This is a genomic window from Mesorhizobium sp. WSM4850 (genome assembly GCF_055811735.1).
In genome coordinates this window covers 18,758-33,032 of sequence record NZ_JBVVPV010000037.1, presented here as the reverse complement: position 1 = coordinate 33,032, position 14,275 = coordinate 18,758, and the positions used below count along the sequence as shown (strand labels likewise).

Genomic DNA, 14,275 nt, shown 5'->3' with positions numbered 1-14,275 from the left:
AATGAGGTGTTCCAGTGAGTATAGGATTTCATCCTACAAATTTGAACTCTGCTCTTTCATCGCAACGGAGGGTACTTGTCGCGGGCGGGGCCGGCTTTCTCGGATCACATCTGTGCGAACGTCTTTTGCAAGACGGCCATTCTGTTATCTGCGTAGACAATTTTTCCACGGGGCGGCTTGAGAATTTGCGCCACCTCCTGAACTACGACACGTTCAGCTTTGTGCGCCACGATATCGTGGAACGGCTCGATCTGCCGGTCAACGAGATCTACAATCTCGCCTGCCCGGCTTCACCGCCGCACTATCAGGCCGACCCGGTCCATACGTTGAAGACGAACGTGATCGGGTCGCTCAATCTTCTGGAACTGGCAGCACATTACCAGGCGCGGATTTTCCAGGCTTCCACCTCGGAAGTCTACGGCGATCCCCATGTGCATCCGCAGCCCGAAAGCTATTGGGGCAATGTCAATTCCTTCGGTCCGCGCTCTTGTTATGACGAAGGAAAGCGCTCTGCCGAGACTCTGTTCTACGATTTTCATCAGCAATACGGCGTCGACATCCGTATCGTGCGCATCTTCAACACCTATGGTCCGCGCATGCGCCTGGATGACGGCCGGGTCGTTTCCAACTTCATCGTGCAGGCGCTCAAGGGCGAAGACATCACCGTTTACGGCGACGGGTCGCAGACCCGTTCCTTCTGTTACGTGGACGATCTGATCGAAGGCTTCTACCGGCTCATGTACAGCCCTCAGGCGATCCATACGCCTGTCAACATCGGCAATCCCGGCGAATTTACAGTCGGTGAGTTGGCCGAGCAGATCGTGGGAATGACCGGCTCGAGCTCCAAAGTCGTCTATCACCCGTTGCCCGTGGACGATCCGCGCCAGCGTCGGCCCGACATCACAGTGGCCCAGAGAGAACTTGGATGGGAGCCGACCGTGGCGTTGGCCGATGGGCTGAAGTCAACGATCGCTTATTTCGAACGGCAGTTGAGGAAGCCCTCCGGAAAGCTGGCGGAGGCCGCCTGATGTCCGGCAAGAACGTACTTGTCGTTGGTGGGGCCGGCTTTATCGGCAGCCATACAGCCAAGCTTTTGGCCAGGCAGAGTTATGATCCGATTGTCTACGACAATCTATCCACGGGTCACCGGTCAGCCGTCCGATGGGGCGCCTTCGTTGAAGGCAACATCCTTGATTCGGAGCGGTTGACCCACGTCATGGATGAGTATCGCCCTATCGGGGTGATCCATTTTGCTGCATCGGCCTATGTCGGCGAATCCGTAGAGAAACCGGCAAAATATTATCAGAACAACGTCAACGGGACCCAATCGCTGCTGGACGCCTGCCAGAGAAGCGGAACGCGCAATATCATCTTCTCGTCAAGCTGCGCCACCTACGGCATTCCGGATCGCTTGCCGATCCGCGAAGGCGAGAGCCAGCGCCCGATCAATCCTTATGGACGCACGAAGCTCATCGCGGAGCAAATGCTTGCCGATTATTCGGCTGCCTATGCGCTGCGCTACGTGGCGCTGCGTTATTTCAATGCGTCCGGCGCGGATATCGACGGGGAAATCGGCGAAACCCACGATCCAGAAACACATCTCATTCCGCGAGCCATGATGGCCGCTGCAGGCAGGATCGATTTTCTCGAAGTCTATGGCCAGGATTACGATACGCCCGACGGCACCTGCATTCGCGACTATATTCATGTCGCGGATCTCGCGCGCGCGCATGTGCTGGCGCTCGAACATCTGATCAACGGCGGTGGCAATCTGGCCGTCAATCTTGGCAGCGGGCGTGGTACATCCATCAAGGAAATTCTCGAAGCGATCAGCCGGCTGACAGGTCGTAACGTGCCGGTCGAGATGCGCGCTCGTCGTGCGGGCGATCCTCCGGTGCTTTATGCCGATCCGGCGCTCGCTGCCGAAAAACTTGGCTTTCAGGCGCTCTATTCCGATCTCGATACGATCATTCGCACAGCGGCTCCCTTCTTCGGGCTCGATGTGCGCTCATGAGCACGCCGCGCATCGCGCTGTCCGTTGACAGGGAAGAACCCCTGATGGTGCCGGTCTTCACCGGCCGAAAGCGCGTCGAGTACATTATGGGCGCGGTTTTGTGGGCGATGGCCGTCGCATTCTTCTGGCAATGGTGGGTTTTCGGAGCCACCCACACCAACATGGCCGGCTCAATTCTGGTGACGGCGCTTCTGGCGTGGGTAACGCTTTTGCCAGTCTACTTCATCACCATTTTCTTCAATGCACGCCGGCCGCACGGACGACTGCGTATTTCCGCAGGAAGTCGCGTTGCCATGGTGGTCACCAAGGCTCCATCAGAACCTTTTGAGGTGGTGGCCGAAACCTTGCGGGCCATGTTAGCCCAGAACGTGCCTCACGACACGTGGCTGGCCGATGAGGATCCATCGCCCGCAACGCTCGCATGGTGTCGCGAACATGGCGTATTCGTTTCCACCCGCAAAAATCGCGCCGATTACCATCGCCAGTCCTGGCCCCGCCGCACACGCTGCAAGGAAGGCAACCTGGCTTTCTTCTACGATCATTATGGCTACGACCAATATGATTTTGTGTCGCAGCTCGATGCCGATCATGTTCCCGAACCGGACTACCTATATAACATGTTGCGGCCTTTTGCCGACCCGACAATCGGTTATGTTTCCGCGCCCAGCATTTGCGATCGCAATGCACATGAAAGCTGGTCCGCGCGTGGCCGCCTCTACATCGAAGCGAGCATGCATGGGTCACTGCAAGCCGGATACAACAATGGCTTCGCGCCGGTATGCATCGGATCGCACTATGCGGTGCGCACTGCAGCACTGAAGGAAATCGGCGGGCTGGGGCCAGAACTCGCCGAGGATCATTCCACAACGCTCTTCATGAATGCCTATGGCTGGCGAGGGGCTCACGCGCTTGATGCCATCGCCCATGGCGACGGCCCACGGACGTTTGCCGATCTTGTAACGCAGGAGTTCCAGTGGTCGCGGAGCCTGGTGACGATCCTGTTGCAATACTCACCAAAACTGATCGGACACTTGCCGCTGCGTTTGAAGGTTCAATTCATATTTTCGCAGTTCTGGTACCCGCTTTACGCCTTCTTTCTTGCTCTGACATTCCTGTTGCCCGTGATTGTGCTGGTCAAGGGCGATAATTTCGTCAACGTCACTTACCTAGAGTTTCTGCTCCATTTCATGCCGCAGTCGCTTATGATCCTGCTTTTGGCATTCTGGTGGCGGTCGAGTCGCACATTTCGGCCTATCGACGGCAAGATTTTCAGTTGGGAAGCGATGCTGTTTCTGCTGGCGCGCTGGCCGTGGGTTCTGGCTGGGACCTTTGCCGCGTTCCGTGACTGGATGACCGGATCCTTTGTTGATTTTCGCGTCACGCCAAAAGGCACGTCCGAAGTCGATCCGCTACCGTTCCGCGTGCTGGCACCGTATGCCTTCGTGGTCCTGATCTCCATTCTGCCGGTCGTGTTCATGCAGGATGCGTATCAAACGCGCGGCTTTTTCGTCTTCGCCATCATCAATGCATGCTTTTACTTGCTGCTGATCTTCATGATCTTGCTGCAGCATGGCCGGGAGAATGACGTGCGGATGAAAAGCCGCGCCTATCGCCCCGCGCTGGCAAGCAGCTTCATGGCCCTTTTGATGGTTACCAGCTTCGCCACGGTCGAGCGTGGACGCGACGGCATCGAGGCGCTCGCCTGGGGAACCAAAAGCTTTTCCCTGTTCGACGACAGCTTCTCAATTGCAGGGGCAGGCGTCGGTGGTCGCGCTGTTCACAAGACCATCTTCAATCCACGTTGGCGCACTCCCAGCAATTCAAATCAGCGATAGAAGGCAATCAACACATGAAGATCGCAATCATTGGAACAGGCTATGTCGGTTTGGTCAGCGGCACATGCCTGGCCGCACTGCCTCATGCGACCGGACACGCCCATCGAGGACAAACGGCGGGCGCCGCTCATCTCGATATGGCAGGAGGTTCCGGTGGCACTTTCTAAATCTGAAAGGACTCTATTGCTGTCAGGTTTCCGGATGCTGACAGCAGTCGCTTGGGCAGTGTCCTGCATTGCCGCACCGGCCTTTGCCTCTTCCTCACAGGTTTCCGTTCTGCCGGAAGGGGCACGTCGCATGACAGCAGGCGAAATCTACGATCTCTATAGAGACAAGAGCTGGCAGTGGGACAGCGGAGCCGGACGAATGGTGGGCGCGAACCGGCAATTTTCCGCATGGACCGACGGTGAGACGGGCAAATCCTGGGCGGAAGGCCGCTGGATCATCACCGAGACAGGTTGGATGTGTCTCAACGCGACATGGCATTCCGAACAGGGTGTATTTCCCGCCAAGACCTGCTTTTCGCATCGCATCGATAATGGAACGATCTATCAGAAGCGCGAGCCCGGTGGTGAGTGGTATGCGTTCCGTAACGCCGAGGTCCACCAAGGCGACGAGGCCAGCAAGCTAGTGTCCACCGATCTGGTTTCCCGTCAACTCGATGCCATCAAAGCCGCGCTTGGTGCGGCACAGCAATCTGAACAGTAAGAAAGGGAGGGGTCCTTGAAAAGTCTCTTTAAACTATCAGCAGCCTTGCTTTGCGGCTTATGCATTTCCGGTGGTGTTTATGCAGCCAGCGGCGTGTCGGGAGCGAGTGTCGACAGCCGCAATCAGTTTCGGGACAAGCGTCCCATCATCACGGCTGACTCCGTAACCCCCGGCGCCTACGATCCGCATGCGGATTATACCAACGATTCCAACTCAAAAATCGAACACCTTTTTCTTCCCTGGGAAGATGTGGATCTGGCAACGCTCAGCGCCGCAGATGCCTATGCGCGTGAGCGTGGACGTTCCCTGTTGATCACGGTCGAGCCGTGGTCCTGGGCGCGGGACTGGCGTGTAGGTCCCGAGGATTTGCTCGCCGGGATTTTGGGCGGGCGCTACGATGCCAATATGTCAGCGGTCTGCTCTGCGGCGGCGCAGCTGAAAAGCCCCGTCACTATCCGCTGGGCGCAGGAAATGGAAGATAATGACGGGCAATTCACCTGGGCTTTCTGGAAGCCTGAAGGTTATGTGAACGCCTACAGGCATGCCATCGACATATGCCGCAAGCACCTTCCGTCGGCCCAATACATGTGGTCACCGAAAGGAGAAGAAGGACTGGAAGCTTTCTATCCTGGCGACAAGTATGTCGACATTATCGGTCTGTCCGTCTTTGGCTATCAGCCCTATGACAAGCTGGAGGTCGGTCGTGATACGACTTTTGTGGAGCGCACAAAGCCGGGTTATGACCGTGTGACGGGCTTCGGCAAACCGATCGCCATTGCGGAGCTTGGCTACGAAGGTAACGACGAATATGCTCGTGACTGGGCCGCGGAAGCAAACAAGCCGCATGCCGAGTTCCCGGACATGACAGCCGTTGTCTACTTCAACGATCTTGAAGTCTATCCATGGCCGAGGAAGGTTGGCCGGCCCGATTGGCGCGTGGCCAACCATCCGCTGGACTGATCCAAGTCGTTCGACAGAGTGGTTCGGCTTTCACCAGATGGCCGAACCGCTCCATCCCTTTATTTCTATGCGGTTCCAACGCAGGACTCTTACGCAGTCTTACTGGAATTGCCTTGGTGGAGAGGAAGTAAAATGTTTTCGATCCGTTCGATTATCTCAAGTGCGGTGCTGTTTGTGTTCTTGCTTGCAGGCAATGCCTACGCCGCTCCCAAACAACCGGCGGGCGACGCTATAGAAAAACGCGCCGCTGCCGCGACGCCGATGAGGGCCTCAGCGGTTGAAAAGCTCTATGCCGGCCGCACCTGGAAATGGCAAAACGGCGGCGGGTTCTATTCTGCGGAGACAACTGCTCGCGGGCTGTTCTCTGCAAATAGGAAGCCGTTCGCCGCTTGGTCGCGCAAACGGGCAGCATGGTCCTATGCGGAGGGAAACTGGTATGCGACCAATGGGGGCAAGCTCTGTATGCGCGCTATCTGGACCAGCAAAGTAGCGAAAGGGAGTCTGGCCAGAAACGGTGCAATCACATGTTTCCTGCACCGTGAAAAACATGGCGTCGTTTATCAGAAGCCTTCCACCGGTGGGAAATGGTATGTCTTTCGTCACAATCCCGCTCGCCGGGACGATGAGGCGCGCAAACTGGTCAAAGGTAATCGGGTAAGCAAAGAAGTTTCGCATCTTAAGGCGAATTCTCGATAACCGCGCAAAAACGGAGCCGCCGCGGCTTCAGGCTCAGGCGCGGCGGCTTCTGTCAAAACCAGGTCCAACATTAAACGCCCGGCTGATTCGAGCCCCTTCGAGTGTAGCAACGCGCTTTCTGACCAAAGCCGCTCGGAGTGCAGACATAGCTGTTGCTGTTCAAGTACCGGGATGCTGATATTTTAACGACCTTGCCGACGGGTTTCTTGTTGTAGCGAACATCGTTGTTAACCCGATATTTGACAAGGTAGACGGACCGTGTCTCTCTCTCTGGCTTACGCAATTCGCCTGCTCGCGCGTTTGCGCCGAGAGCCACGGAAAAAGCAAGCCCGATCGCTGCAATCGCCACTCTTCTAAAACGGTTCCGATGCGCAGTAGAAAACGTCATGTGCTAGCCTCCAATGTTTTGTTCTGGAGTGCGTTGTACCCACAGGACTTTAGGTTCTGGTTTGAACTATCTTGATAAATTTAGACAAAATGTTGCATTCCTCATGCAGAGAGACGGCCTTGGACTTGGCTTCGGCGAGAGCGTGCCGGCATCGACAGCTCCTGCAGGCAGTCATCGCGCGGGCCTGCAGGAATTCTGTGCGCGAGGCCATGATGATGGAAAGGAAAGAATCATCGCTTGGCTATCGAGAAACTGCTGGACCAGCTGCTTGCTGGTCGACACGCCTTGCACATACAACCCCGCAAGCGTGGCCACCAAGGCCCGCTCCGAACGCTGGCAACGCTCGAACAGCCCGGTGGAGAAGCGGCCAACCCGGTCCTACGGAATCCGCAGCTCAAGCTTGCCGACGCGGGTGACAAGGGTGCGGCCGTAATAAACTCGAGCGGTAGCCGAGCCGCTCCAGCGTCCACTCGCCTTCGAGGCACTCAGCGCCTCATCCCGCCGCGCCCCATTGGATTCGAGAAAAGGGCTGCCACCGATCGGCCACCAGTGCAACACGCTCGCCATGGGATCGGGCGGCTACCGTTTCAGCGATTATCCACATTTGGGACTGCTGCTATCGTTCCTCGTCGTCATTGTTGCCGTGCCGATGCTCATGATCGTTTGGCCAATGAGCTGATATACGGCGGACGGATCAATCCTGGCGGCCTTCGCGGTCCACAGTTCGGAAAATGCCGGATTGGCTGGGGCGCCAGGATTCGAACCTGGGATTGTCGGTACCAAAAACCGATGCCTTACCACTTGGCTACGCCCCAGCAGTCGGAACATGCCCGCTGCGCGCGGCCTTATAGGACGAGCCGACGGAAAGCTCAATGGCGAGAATGGCAAGTGTCGAGAACGGAAAGTGCGCGGAACTGATCCACCGGTTCCCGCAGATTGGCGTCGCGTATCATCGTCTGCTGTCGGGCGATGGCATCTATTCACCCCAACTGCCATTTCATTGCCGGCCGGATCGAAGAAATGGAACCGCCTGCCGCCGGGAGTGAGAAGATCGGCTTGGGGTCGTGCCGCCGGCATTTTCGACGGCGCCCAGCGTTTCGAGTTCTCCGGTCAGTCACATGGCGTTATCGCTAGTTCCTGTTTTGTCCTCCTTCAACTGGCGGTCGAGCCGCAAGTCTTTTTGTCATCGCTTTTTCTTAATCGATTGTAGAAGCCGGCTGGCTTGCCGACGGCTTGCCTTTCGCACTGCAGCATCATATCGCTCGTGCAGGGACACGGCGGAACTTCGGCTTCGTCAATCTTTTCAATCTCCTGCAACCGGAGAGCAAGCATGACCAAATGGGTCTACACCTTTGGCGACGGCGCTGCAGAAGGCCGTGCCGGCGACAGGAACCTGCTGGGCGGCAAGGGCGCCAATCTGGCCGAAATGTGCAGCCTGGGCCTGCCGGTGCCGCCGGGCTTCACCATCACCACCGAGGTCTGTAACGCCTACTACGCCAACGGCCGCACCTACCCGGCCTCGCTAGAGGCGGACGTCGCGGTTGCGCTTGACCACATCGGCCGGCTGACCGGGCGCCGTTTCGGCGATCCCTCAAAACTGCTTTTGGTGTCGGTGCGTTCCGGTGCCCGCGCTTCGATGCCCGGCATGATGGACACCGTGCTCAATCTCGGCCTGAACGACGAGACGGTCGAGGCACTGGCCGCCGATTCAGGCGACGCCCGCTTTGCCTATGACAGCTACCGGCGTTTCATCCAGATGTATTCCGATGTCGTCATGGGCCTCGACCATGAGGTGTTCGAGGAAATCCTCGAAGACCAGAAGGGCGGGCTCGGCCATGAACTCGATACCGATCTGAGCGCCATCGAATGGCAGGGCGTGATCGCGCTCTACAAGGCCAAGGTCGAGGAGGAACTCGGCAAGCCGTTTCCGCAAGATCCGAACGAGCAGCTCTGGGGCGCGATCGGCGCCGTGTTTTCGAGCTGGATGAACAACCGCGCCATCACCTACCGGCGCCTGCACGACATTCCCGAAAGCTGGGGCACCGCGGTCAACGTCCAGGCCATGGTCTTCGGCAATATGGGCGAGACCTCGGCCACCGGCGTCGCCTTCACCCGCAATCCGTCGACCGGCGAAAAGATGCTCTATGGCGAGTTCCTGGTGAATGCGCAGGGCGAGGATGTCGTCGCCGGCATCCGCACGCCGCAAAACATCACCGAGGCGGCGCGCATTGCCGCCGGCTCCGACAAGCCGTCGCTGCAGAAACTGATGCCGGAAGCCTTCCAGTCTTTCGTCACCATCTCCGACCGTCTGGAAAAGCACTACCGCGACATGCAGGATCTCGAATTCACCATCGAGCGCGGCAAATTGTGGATGCTGCAGACCAGGTCCGGCAAGCGCACCGCCAAGGCGGCGCTCAAAATCGCCGTCGAAATGGCGCGCGACAAGCTCATTTCAAAGGAGGAGGCCGTCGCCCGCATCGATCCGGCCTCGCTCGACCAGTTGCTGCATCCGACCATCGATCCGAAGGCGGCACGCGATGTCATCGGCATCGGTCTGCCCGCATCTCCGGGGGCAGCCACCGGCGAGATCGTGTTTTCCTCCAACGATGCCGAGGAGCTCAAGACGCAAGGCCGCAAGGCGATTCTCGTGCGCATCGAGACCAGTCCGGAGGACATCCACGGCATGCATGCGGCGGAAGGCATCCTGACCACGCGTGGCGGCATGACCAGCCACGCTGCGGTGGTGGCGCGCGGCATGGGCAAGCCCTGTGTGTCGGGCGCCGGCTCGCTGCGCGTCGACTACAGGGCCGGCACCCTGATGGCGATGGGATTGACGTTCCGCAAGGGCGATATCATCACCATCGACGGCGGCAACGGCCAGGTGCTGAAAGGCGCCGTACCGATGCTGCAGCCGGAGCTCTCGGGCGATTTCGCCGCCATCATGGAATGGGCCGATGCCGTGCGCCGCATGAAGGTGCGCACCAACGCCGAAACGCCGCTCGACGCGCGCATGGCGCGTTCCTTCGGCGCCGAAGGCATCGGGCTTTGCCGCACCGAGCACATGTTCTTCGAGGGCGACCGCATCGTTGCCATGCGCGAGATGATCCTGGCCGACACGGAAAAGGGCCGGCGAACGGCGCTCGCAAAACTCTTGCCCATGCAGCGCTCGGATTTCCTCGAATTGTTCGAGATCATGGCCGGCCTGCCGGTGACGATCCGCTTGCTCGATCCGCCGCTGCACGAATTCCTGCCCAAGACCGAGGAAGAGGTGGCCGAAGTCGCCGCCGCCATGAACCTGTCGCCCGACAAGCTCAGGCAGCGCACCGAAGCCCTGCACGAATTCAACCCGATGCTTGGCCATCGCGGCTGCCGGCTTGCGGTTTCCTATCCCGAAATCGCCGAGATGCAGGCGCGCGCCATTTTCGAGGCCGCCGTCGAAGCCGGCAGGAAGGCCGGCGCGCTGGTGGTCCCGGAAATCATGGTGCCGCTGGTCGGTCTGGTGAAGGAGCTCGACTACGTCAAGGCGCGGATCGATGCCGTCGCCAGGAGCGTGATGGAGGAAACCGGTGTCAAGATCACCTATCTTACCGGCACGATGATCGAACTGCCGCGCGCCGCGATCCGCGCCCAGGTCATCGCCGAGGCGGCCGAATTCTTCTCTTTCGGCACCAACGATCTGACCCAGACCACCTTCGGCATCTCACGCGACGATGCGGCCTCGTTCCTGGAGACCTATCGCCAGAAGGGCATCATCGAGCAGGATCCGTTCGTGTCGCTCGACATCGAGGGCGTCGGCGAACTGGTGCGGATGGCGGCCGAAAAAGGCAGGGCAACGCGGCCGGACATCAAGCTCGGCATTTGCGGCGAACATGGTGGCGATCCGGCGTCGATCCATTTCTGCGAGGAGATCGGCCTCGACTACGTGTCGTGCTCGCCCTACCGCGTGCCGATCGCCAGGCTGGCTGCCGCGCAGGCGGCGGTGCAGGCTGCCAAGAACGGTCGTGGGTAACGGGCCGACGTCGGCTTGGCCGTGCCAGCGTTTGATCGGCGGGACAGGCCACGAGCCGTCCCTGCTCAGGCTGGCCCTGCTCAGGCTGGCCCTGTTCAAGCTGGTTTGGCTTCGACCGTCACCTTGTTGGGATAGAACGCGCCGTGATCGCGGATTTCGATCATCTCGTCGAAAGGCCGCTCATAGGCCCACATCGCATCCCTGCCTGCTTCCGCGGCAGGCAGCACGCTCCAATAGCCCGCATCGCCCTTGAATGGGCAATGAGTCGACGAGTCCGTCCTGCGAAGCTGGTCGAAATCGATGTCTTCGAATGGAATGTAGAGGATCCCGGGGTAGGGGGATTCGGTCAACACCTTGGCCCTCCTGGACGAGGCAATGACCGCGTCGCCGGCGCGTACGGTCACAGTTCCGCTGTACGGCTCGATGGTAATGACTTTATCCGGGTTGCGCTGAAAGCCGGGTGACGGATTGGCGGTCTGGTCCATGACGGTTCTCCTTGCACGACCTAAGGTGTGTAGGGCGTGCGCGCTACGCAAGGTCGCTGTCGAATGCGGGGGCTCCATCGCCTTTTGGCGTTGAAGGATCTCTCGTCAAATCGAGCTTGGCTATGACCGATCAGGCGGCAGCCTGAAAGGCGTCCATCAGCCCGGCATAGGCGGCGGCGATACCGGCGACCGGATTGGTGCTTCGCGACGCGGTTTCGACCTTGAGCGCACCACCGCCGGTCGGCAAGGTAAGAAGCAGGAACTGGCGGTTGCCGCCATCGCCGACGCAAGCCGCGGCGACGTGCTGGCTTTCGCCTTCGTTCTGAACGCACATCTTGAACAGCAGCGTGCCGCCGACCGCCTCTAGGGCGCCGCCGACGACTTCGACGAATTCGTCCTCGGAAACGGTTTTGGCGTCCGGCACCAAATCGGCCAGGCTTTCGGCAAGCGAATCTTCGAGAGCTTTGTCGTCGAGCTGCGCGTCCATGCGAACCTCTTTCATTCGCCAATCACACCCCTACCATTAATCAAAGTTAATGTCGACAATGGCCGGATTGTGGCGGTTTTCCCTGCCTTTTTGAACAATGGGCTGCTTCTGCCCGGTCATGGCTGGACAATCCGCGTGTTCGTCCCACAATGGAACGAAAACCAATGGGGGAACGAAAACCCATGGGAGGAAAAGAATGCTCGGACTGATGCAGGAATGGCCGCTGCTTTGCCACAAGCTCATCGACAACGCAGCCAGGCAGCACGGCGAACGCGAGATTGTGTCGCGCTCGATCGAGGGCCCGATCGTCCGCACCACTTACGTCGAAATTCATCGCCGCGCCTTGCGGGTCGCCGAGCGGCTCGAGCGTGATGGCTTTGGGCTTGGCGACCGCATCGCCACATTGGCCTGGAATACGGCGCGCCACATCGAAGCCTGGTACGGCATCATGGGTGTCGGCGCGATCTATCACACGCTTAATCCGCGCCTGTTTCCCGAGCAGATCGCCTGGATCATGAACAATGCCGAGGACAAGGCGATCTTCGTCGATCTGACATTCGTGCCGCTGCTTGAAAAGCTCGCCGGCGCGGTCAAATCGCTCAGAAAGGTGATCGTGCTGACCGACAAGGCGCACATGCCGCAAACGGCGCTGCCGAATGCTGTTGCCTATGAGGAATGGCTTGACGAATCCGACGGCGCCTTCACCTGGAAGACGTTCGATGAAAACACCGCCGCCGGCATGTGCTACACCTCGGGCACGACAGGCGATCCGAAAGGCGTGCTCTACAGCCATCGCTCGAACGTGCTGCACGCCATGATTGCGGCGATGCCCGATGCGATGGGCCTCTCCTCGCGCGACACCATACTGCCGGTTGTGCCGATGTTCCACGCCAACGCCTGGGGCCTCGGCCAGAGCGGCCCGATGATCGGCGCCAAGCTGGTCATGCCTGGCTGCAAGATGGACGGCGCCTCGATCTATGAATTGCTCGACACCGAAAAGGTTACGTTCAGCGCCGCCGTGCCGACAGTGTGGTTGATGCTGCTGCAGTACCTGGAGGAGACCGGCAAGAAACTTCCCTATCTGAACAAGGTCGTTATCGGCGGCTCATCCTGCCCGCGTGCGATCACGGCAAAGTTCCAGGGCAATTACGATGTTGAGGTCATCCATGCATGGGGCATGACCGAAATGTCGCCGCTCGGCACGCTGTGTACCTTGAAGCCGGGCTATGCCGGGCTTGAGGGCGAAGCCCGGCTCGACGTCCAGAGCAAGCAGGGTTTTCCACCTTTCGGGGTCGAAATGAAGGTCACCGACGACGACGACAAGGAACTGCCTTGGGACGGCAGGACATTCGGGCGGCTGAAGGTCCGCGGACCGGCCGTCGCGCGTGCCTATTATGGCGGCATCGGATCCGAACAGTTCGATGAAGAAGGCTGGTTCGATACCGGTGATGTCGCCCATATCGACCCGGGCGGCTACATGCAGATCACCGATCGCGCCAAGGACGTCATCAAGTCGGGCGGCGAATGGATCTCGACCATCGAGCTCGAGAATCTCGCGATCGGTCACCCGGATGTGGCGGAGGCGGCCGCCATCGGCATCCAACATTCGAAATGGGGTGAACGGCCGTTGCTTGTCATCGTCCGCAAGCCTGGCCGCGAGCCGACCAAGACGGATATCCTCGCCTTCATGGACGGCAAGGTGGCGAAGTGGTGGATGCCGGATGACGTCGCCTTCGTCGGCGAAATTCCCCACACCGCTACCGGCAAGATCCAGAAGACAACCTTGCGCCGGCAGTTCAGGGACTACCGCCTGCCGACGGACTGACTGACATGACGTCTTTCGCTTTCAAGCCGCCGCTGGACGGCTTAAGCGCCGGTCCGGGGTGAGGCAGTGCTGAAAATGATGAAAACTCCCGAGCGACAGACGTCGAGGGCGGCCGGCTGGTCGCGGCGGACAGGCGCTTTTTCGGCGGTCCTTCTGCTGACGGTTCTCGTCGGCCACCGATATCAGCTTGTTGAAACGCCGGCTTTCCTTTGGGTGCTCGGCATTGTCGCGCTGCTTGCCGCCTTTGCGCTGTTGTTCGCCGGATTTGCCTTTTCGAGACTGTGGAATTTCGGCGACCGTGGCGGCCGCGATCTCACCGTCGGCACGGTGCTGGCACTGCTGGTGCTTGTTCCTTTTGGCATTGCCGCCTACTGGGCAGCGACTTCTCCGCCGCTCAGGGATATCTCGACGGATTTCGACGATCCGCCGGTGCTCGACACCAGCACCCGGACCGGTGATATGAACGCGCTTTCGCCACCGAACCCGGGCGAGCGGCGCCTGCAGGCCGAGACCTATCCGCTTGTCACCGGACGCAGCTACAATCTGCCTTTCGATCGGGTCCTGGAAGCAGTCGAAACCGTGCTTGATCGTCGGGACTGGCAGCTTGCGGCGCCGTTTCCGCGGGCGATCGGGCAGAGCGAGGTGACGATCAACGCCCTGGCCAGGAGCTTCATCCTCAGCCTTCCCGCCGGCGTCGCCATCCGTGTGACCGACGATGGCGATGCGGTCATCGTCGACATGCGCTCGGCCTCGCGTTACGGCCGCTACGACCTTGGCGACAATGCGGCCCGCATCGTGGATTTCCTGGCCGAGCTGGATAAGGAAGTCGCCGGCCAGGTCGGCACGGCCCCGGCCGAGTGAATCGCTT

Annotated in this window: 12 protein-coding genes, 1 tRNA gene and 3 pseudogenes; 10 read left to right on the top strand and 6 right to left on the bottom strand. The window is 59.6% G+C overall.

Features of this window, described 5'->3' with window-relative positions; all coding sequences use genetic code 11:
- Positions 1-14: 14 nt before the first annotated feature.
- From AC0L2Z_RS26620 to AC0L2Z_RS26595, 6 genes are all read left to right on the top strand, one after another.
- Positions 15-1,028 (top strand): UDP-glucuronic acid decarboxylase family protein, encoded by a 1,014-nt coding sequence (locus AC0L2Z_RS26620; RefSeq protein ID WP_473629722.1) that lies wholly within the window; start codon positions 15-17, stop codon positions 1,026-1,028.
- Positions 1,028-2,014: a UDP-glucose 4-epimerase GalE gene (gene galE, locus AC0L2Z_RS26615; protein WP_473629721.1), complete on the top strand. Its 987-nt coding sequence runs from the start codon at positions 1,028-1,030 to the stop codon at positions 2,012-2,014. The genes AC0L2Z_RS26620 and galE overlap by 1 nt, the downstream gene beginning before the upstream one ends.
- Positions 2,011-3,849, top strand: coding sequence for a glycosyltransferase (locus AC0L2Z_RS26610; protein ID WP_473629720.1), 1,839 nt, complete (start codon positions 2,011-2,013; stop codon positions 3,847-3,849). Before galE ends, AC0L2Z_RS26610 begins: the two co-directional genes overlap by 4 nt.
- Positions 3,850-4,050: 201 nt before the next feature.
- On the top strand, positions 4,051-4,557 hold the full coding sequence (locus tag AC0L2Z_RS26605) for a DUF995 domain-containing protein (RefSeq protein ID WP_128174439.1): 507 nt from the start codon (positions 4,051-4,053) through the stop codon (positions 4,555-4,557).
- A 15-nt stretch (positions 4,558-4,572) separates the two neighbouring features.
- The gene (locus AC0L2Z_RS26600; RefSeq protein ID WP_128169368.1) at positions 4,573-5,517 is read left to right on the top strand and encodes a glycoside hydrolase family 26 protein; all 945 of its coding nucleotides are present in this window, start codon (positions 4,573-4,575) and stop codon (positions 5,515-5,517) included.
- 132 nt (positions 5,518-5,649) lie between these two features.
- Complete coding sequence (locus tag AC0L2Z_RS26595) at positions 5,650-6,213, top strand: DUF995 domain-containing protein (RefSeq protein WP_473629719.1); 564 nt, start codon at positions 5,650-5,652, stop codon at positions 6,211-6,213.
- A 70-nt stretch (positions 6,214-6,283) separates the two neighbouring features.
- Here AC0L2Z_RS26595 and AC0L2Z_RS26590 read toward each other — a convergent pair whose 3' ends face one another.
- Positions 6,284-6,601: a hypothetical protein gene (locus tag AC0L2Z_RS26590; protein ID WP_128174332.1), complete on the bottom strand. Its 318-nt coding sequence runs from the start codon at positions 6,599-6,601 to the stop codon at positions 6,284-6,286.
- 267 nt (positions 6,602-6,868) lie between these two features.
- Positions 6,869-7,108, bottom strand: a pseudogene (locus AC0L2Z_RS26585) (transposase); the annotation flags it as partial.
- A gap of 22 nt (positions 7,109-7,130) precedes the next feature.
- On the opposite strand from AC0L2Z_RS26585, the pseudogene AC0L2Z_RS26580 reads away from it, so the two are divergent.
- A pseudogene (locus AC0L2Z_RS26580) lies at positions 7,131-7,280 on the top strand (SLC13 family permease); the annotation flags it as partial.
- Between the two features lie 61 nt (positions 7,281-7,341).
- On the opposite strand, the gene AC0L2Z_RS26575 reads toward AC0L2Z_RS26580, so the two are convergent.
- Together AC0L2Z_RS26575 and AC0L2Z_RS26570 are read right to left on the bottom strand one after the other, a co-directional pair.
- Positions 7,342-7,416, bottom strand: a tRNA-Gln gene (locus AC0L2Z_RS26575).
- Positions 7,417-7,588: 172 nt separating this feature from the next.
- A pseudogene (locus AC0L2Z_RS26570) lies at positions 7,589-7,700 on the bottom strand (VOC family protein); the annotation flags it as partial.
- 231 nt (positions 7,701-7,931) lie between these two features.
- On the opposite strand from AC0L2Z_RS26570, the gene ppdK reads away from it, so the two are divergent.
- Complete coding sequence (gene ppdK, locus AC0L2Z_RS26565) at positions 7,932-10,610, top strand: pyruvate, phosphate dikinase (protein ID WP_473629718.1); 2,679 nt, start codon at positions 7,932-7,934, stop codon at positions 10,608-10,610.
- Between the two features lie 95 nt (positions 10,611-10,705).
- On the opposite strand, the gene AC0L2Z_RS26560 is transcribed toward ppdK, so the two are convergent.
- Both AC0L2Z_RS26560 and AC0L2Z_RS26555 read right to left on the bottom strand, forming a co-directional pair.
- Positions 10,706-11,095, bottom strand: coding sequence for a DUF427 domain-containing protein (locus AC0L2Z_RS26560; RefSeq protein WP_473629717.1), 390 nt, complete (start codon positions 11,093-11,095; stop codon positions 10,706-10,708).
- A gap of 130 nt (positions 11,096-11,225) precedes the next feature.
- On the bottom strand, positions 11,226-11,582 hold the full coding sequence (locus tag AC0L2Z_RS26555; RefSeq protein ID WP_023797902.1) for a hypothetical protein: 357 nt from the start codon (positions 11,580-11,582) through the stop codon (positions 11,226-11,228).
- Positions 11,583-11,778: 196 nt separating this feature from the next.
- Here AC0L2Z_RS26555 and AC0L2Z_RS26550 point away from each other — a divergent pair, with 196 nt between their 5' ends.
- Both AC0L2Z_RS26550 and AC0L2Z_RS26545 read left to right on the top strand, forming a co-directional pair.
- A complete protein-coding gene (locus tag AC0L2Z_RS26550; protein ID WP_473629716.1) occupies positions 11,779-13,407 on the top strand; it encodes a fatty-acid--CoA ligase in 1,629 nt (542 codons plus the stop codon).
- Positions 13,408-13,482: 75 nt separating this feature from the next.
- A complete protein-coding gene (locus AC0L2Z_RS26545; RefSeq protein ID WP_473629715.1) occupies positions 13,483-14,268 on the top strand; it encodes a DUF1499 domain-containing protein in 786 nt (261 codons plus the stop codon).
- Positions 14,269-14,275: the final 7 nt, after the last annotated feature.

What these genes read in the sequence shown, in the direction of transcription:
- AC0L2Z_RS26610 (WP_473629720.1), top strand. Translation starts at nt 2,011, where the DNA reads ATGAGCACGCCGCGCATCGCGCTGTCCGTTGACAGGGAAGAACCCCTG.
- AC0L2Z_RS26590 (WP_128174332.1), bottom strand. Translation starts at nt 6,601, where the DNA reads ATGACGTTTTCTACTGCGCATCGGAACCGTTTTAGAAGAGTGGCGATT.
- AC0L2Z_RS26545 (WP_473629715.1), top strand. Translation starts at nt 13,483, where the DNA reads ATGATGAAAACTCCCGAGCGACAGACGTCGAGGGCGGCCGGCTGGTCG.
- AC0L2Z_RS26560 (WP_473629717.1), bottom strand. Translation starts at nt 11,095, where the DNA reads ATGGACCAGACCGCCAATCCGTCACCCGGCTTTCAGCGCAACCCGGAT.
- AC0L2Z_RS26555 (WP_023797902.1), bottom strand. Translation starts at nt 11,582, where the DNA reads ATGGACGCGCAGCTCGACGACAAAGCTCTCGAAGATTCGCTTGCCGAA.
- AC0L2Z_RS26605 (WP_128174439.1), top strand. Translation starts at nt 4,051, where the DNA reads ATGCTGACAGCAGTCGCTTGGGCAGTGTCCTGCATTGCCGCACCGGCC.
- AC0L2Z_RS26595 (WP_473629719.1), top strand. Translation starts at nt 5,650, where the DNA reads ATGTTTTCGATCCGTTCGATTATCTCAAGTGCGGTGCTGTTTGTGTTC.
- ppdK (WP_473629718.1), top strand. Translation starts at nt 7,932, where the DNA reads ATGACCAAATGGGTCTACACCTTTGGCGACGGCGCTGCAGAAGGCCGT.
- AC0L2Z_RS26550 (WP_473629716.1), top strand. Translation starts at nt 11,779, where the DNA reads ATGCTCGGACTGATGCAGGAATGGCCGCTGCTTTGCCACAAGCTCATC.
- galE (WP_473629721.1), top strand. Translation starts at nt 1,028, where the DNA reads ATGTCCGGCAAGAACGTACTTGTCGTTGGTGGGGCCGGCTTTATCGGC.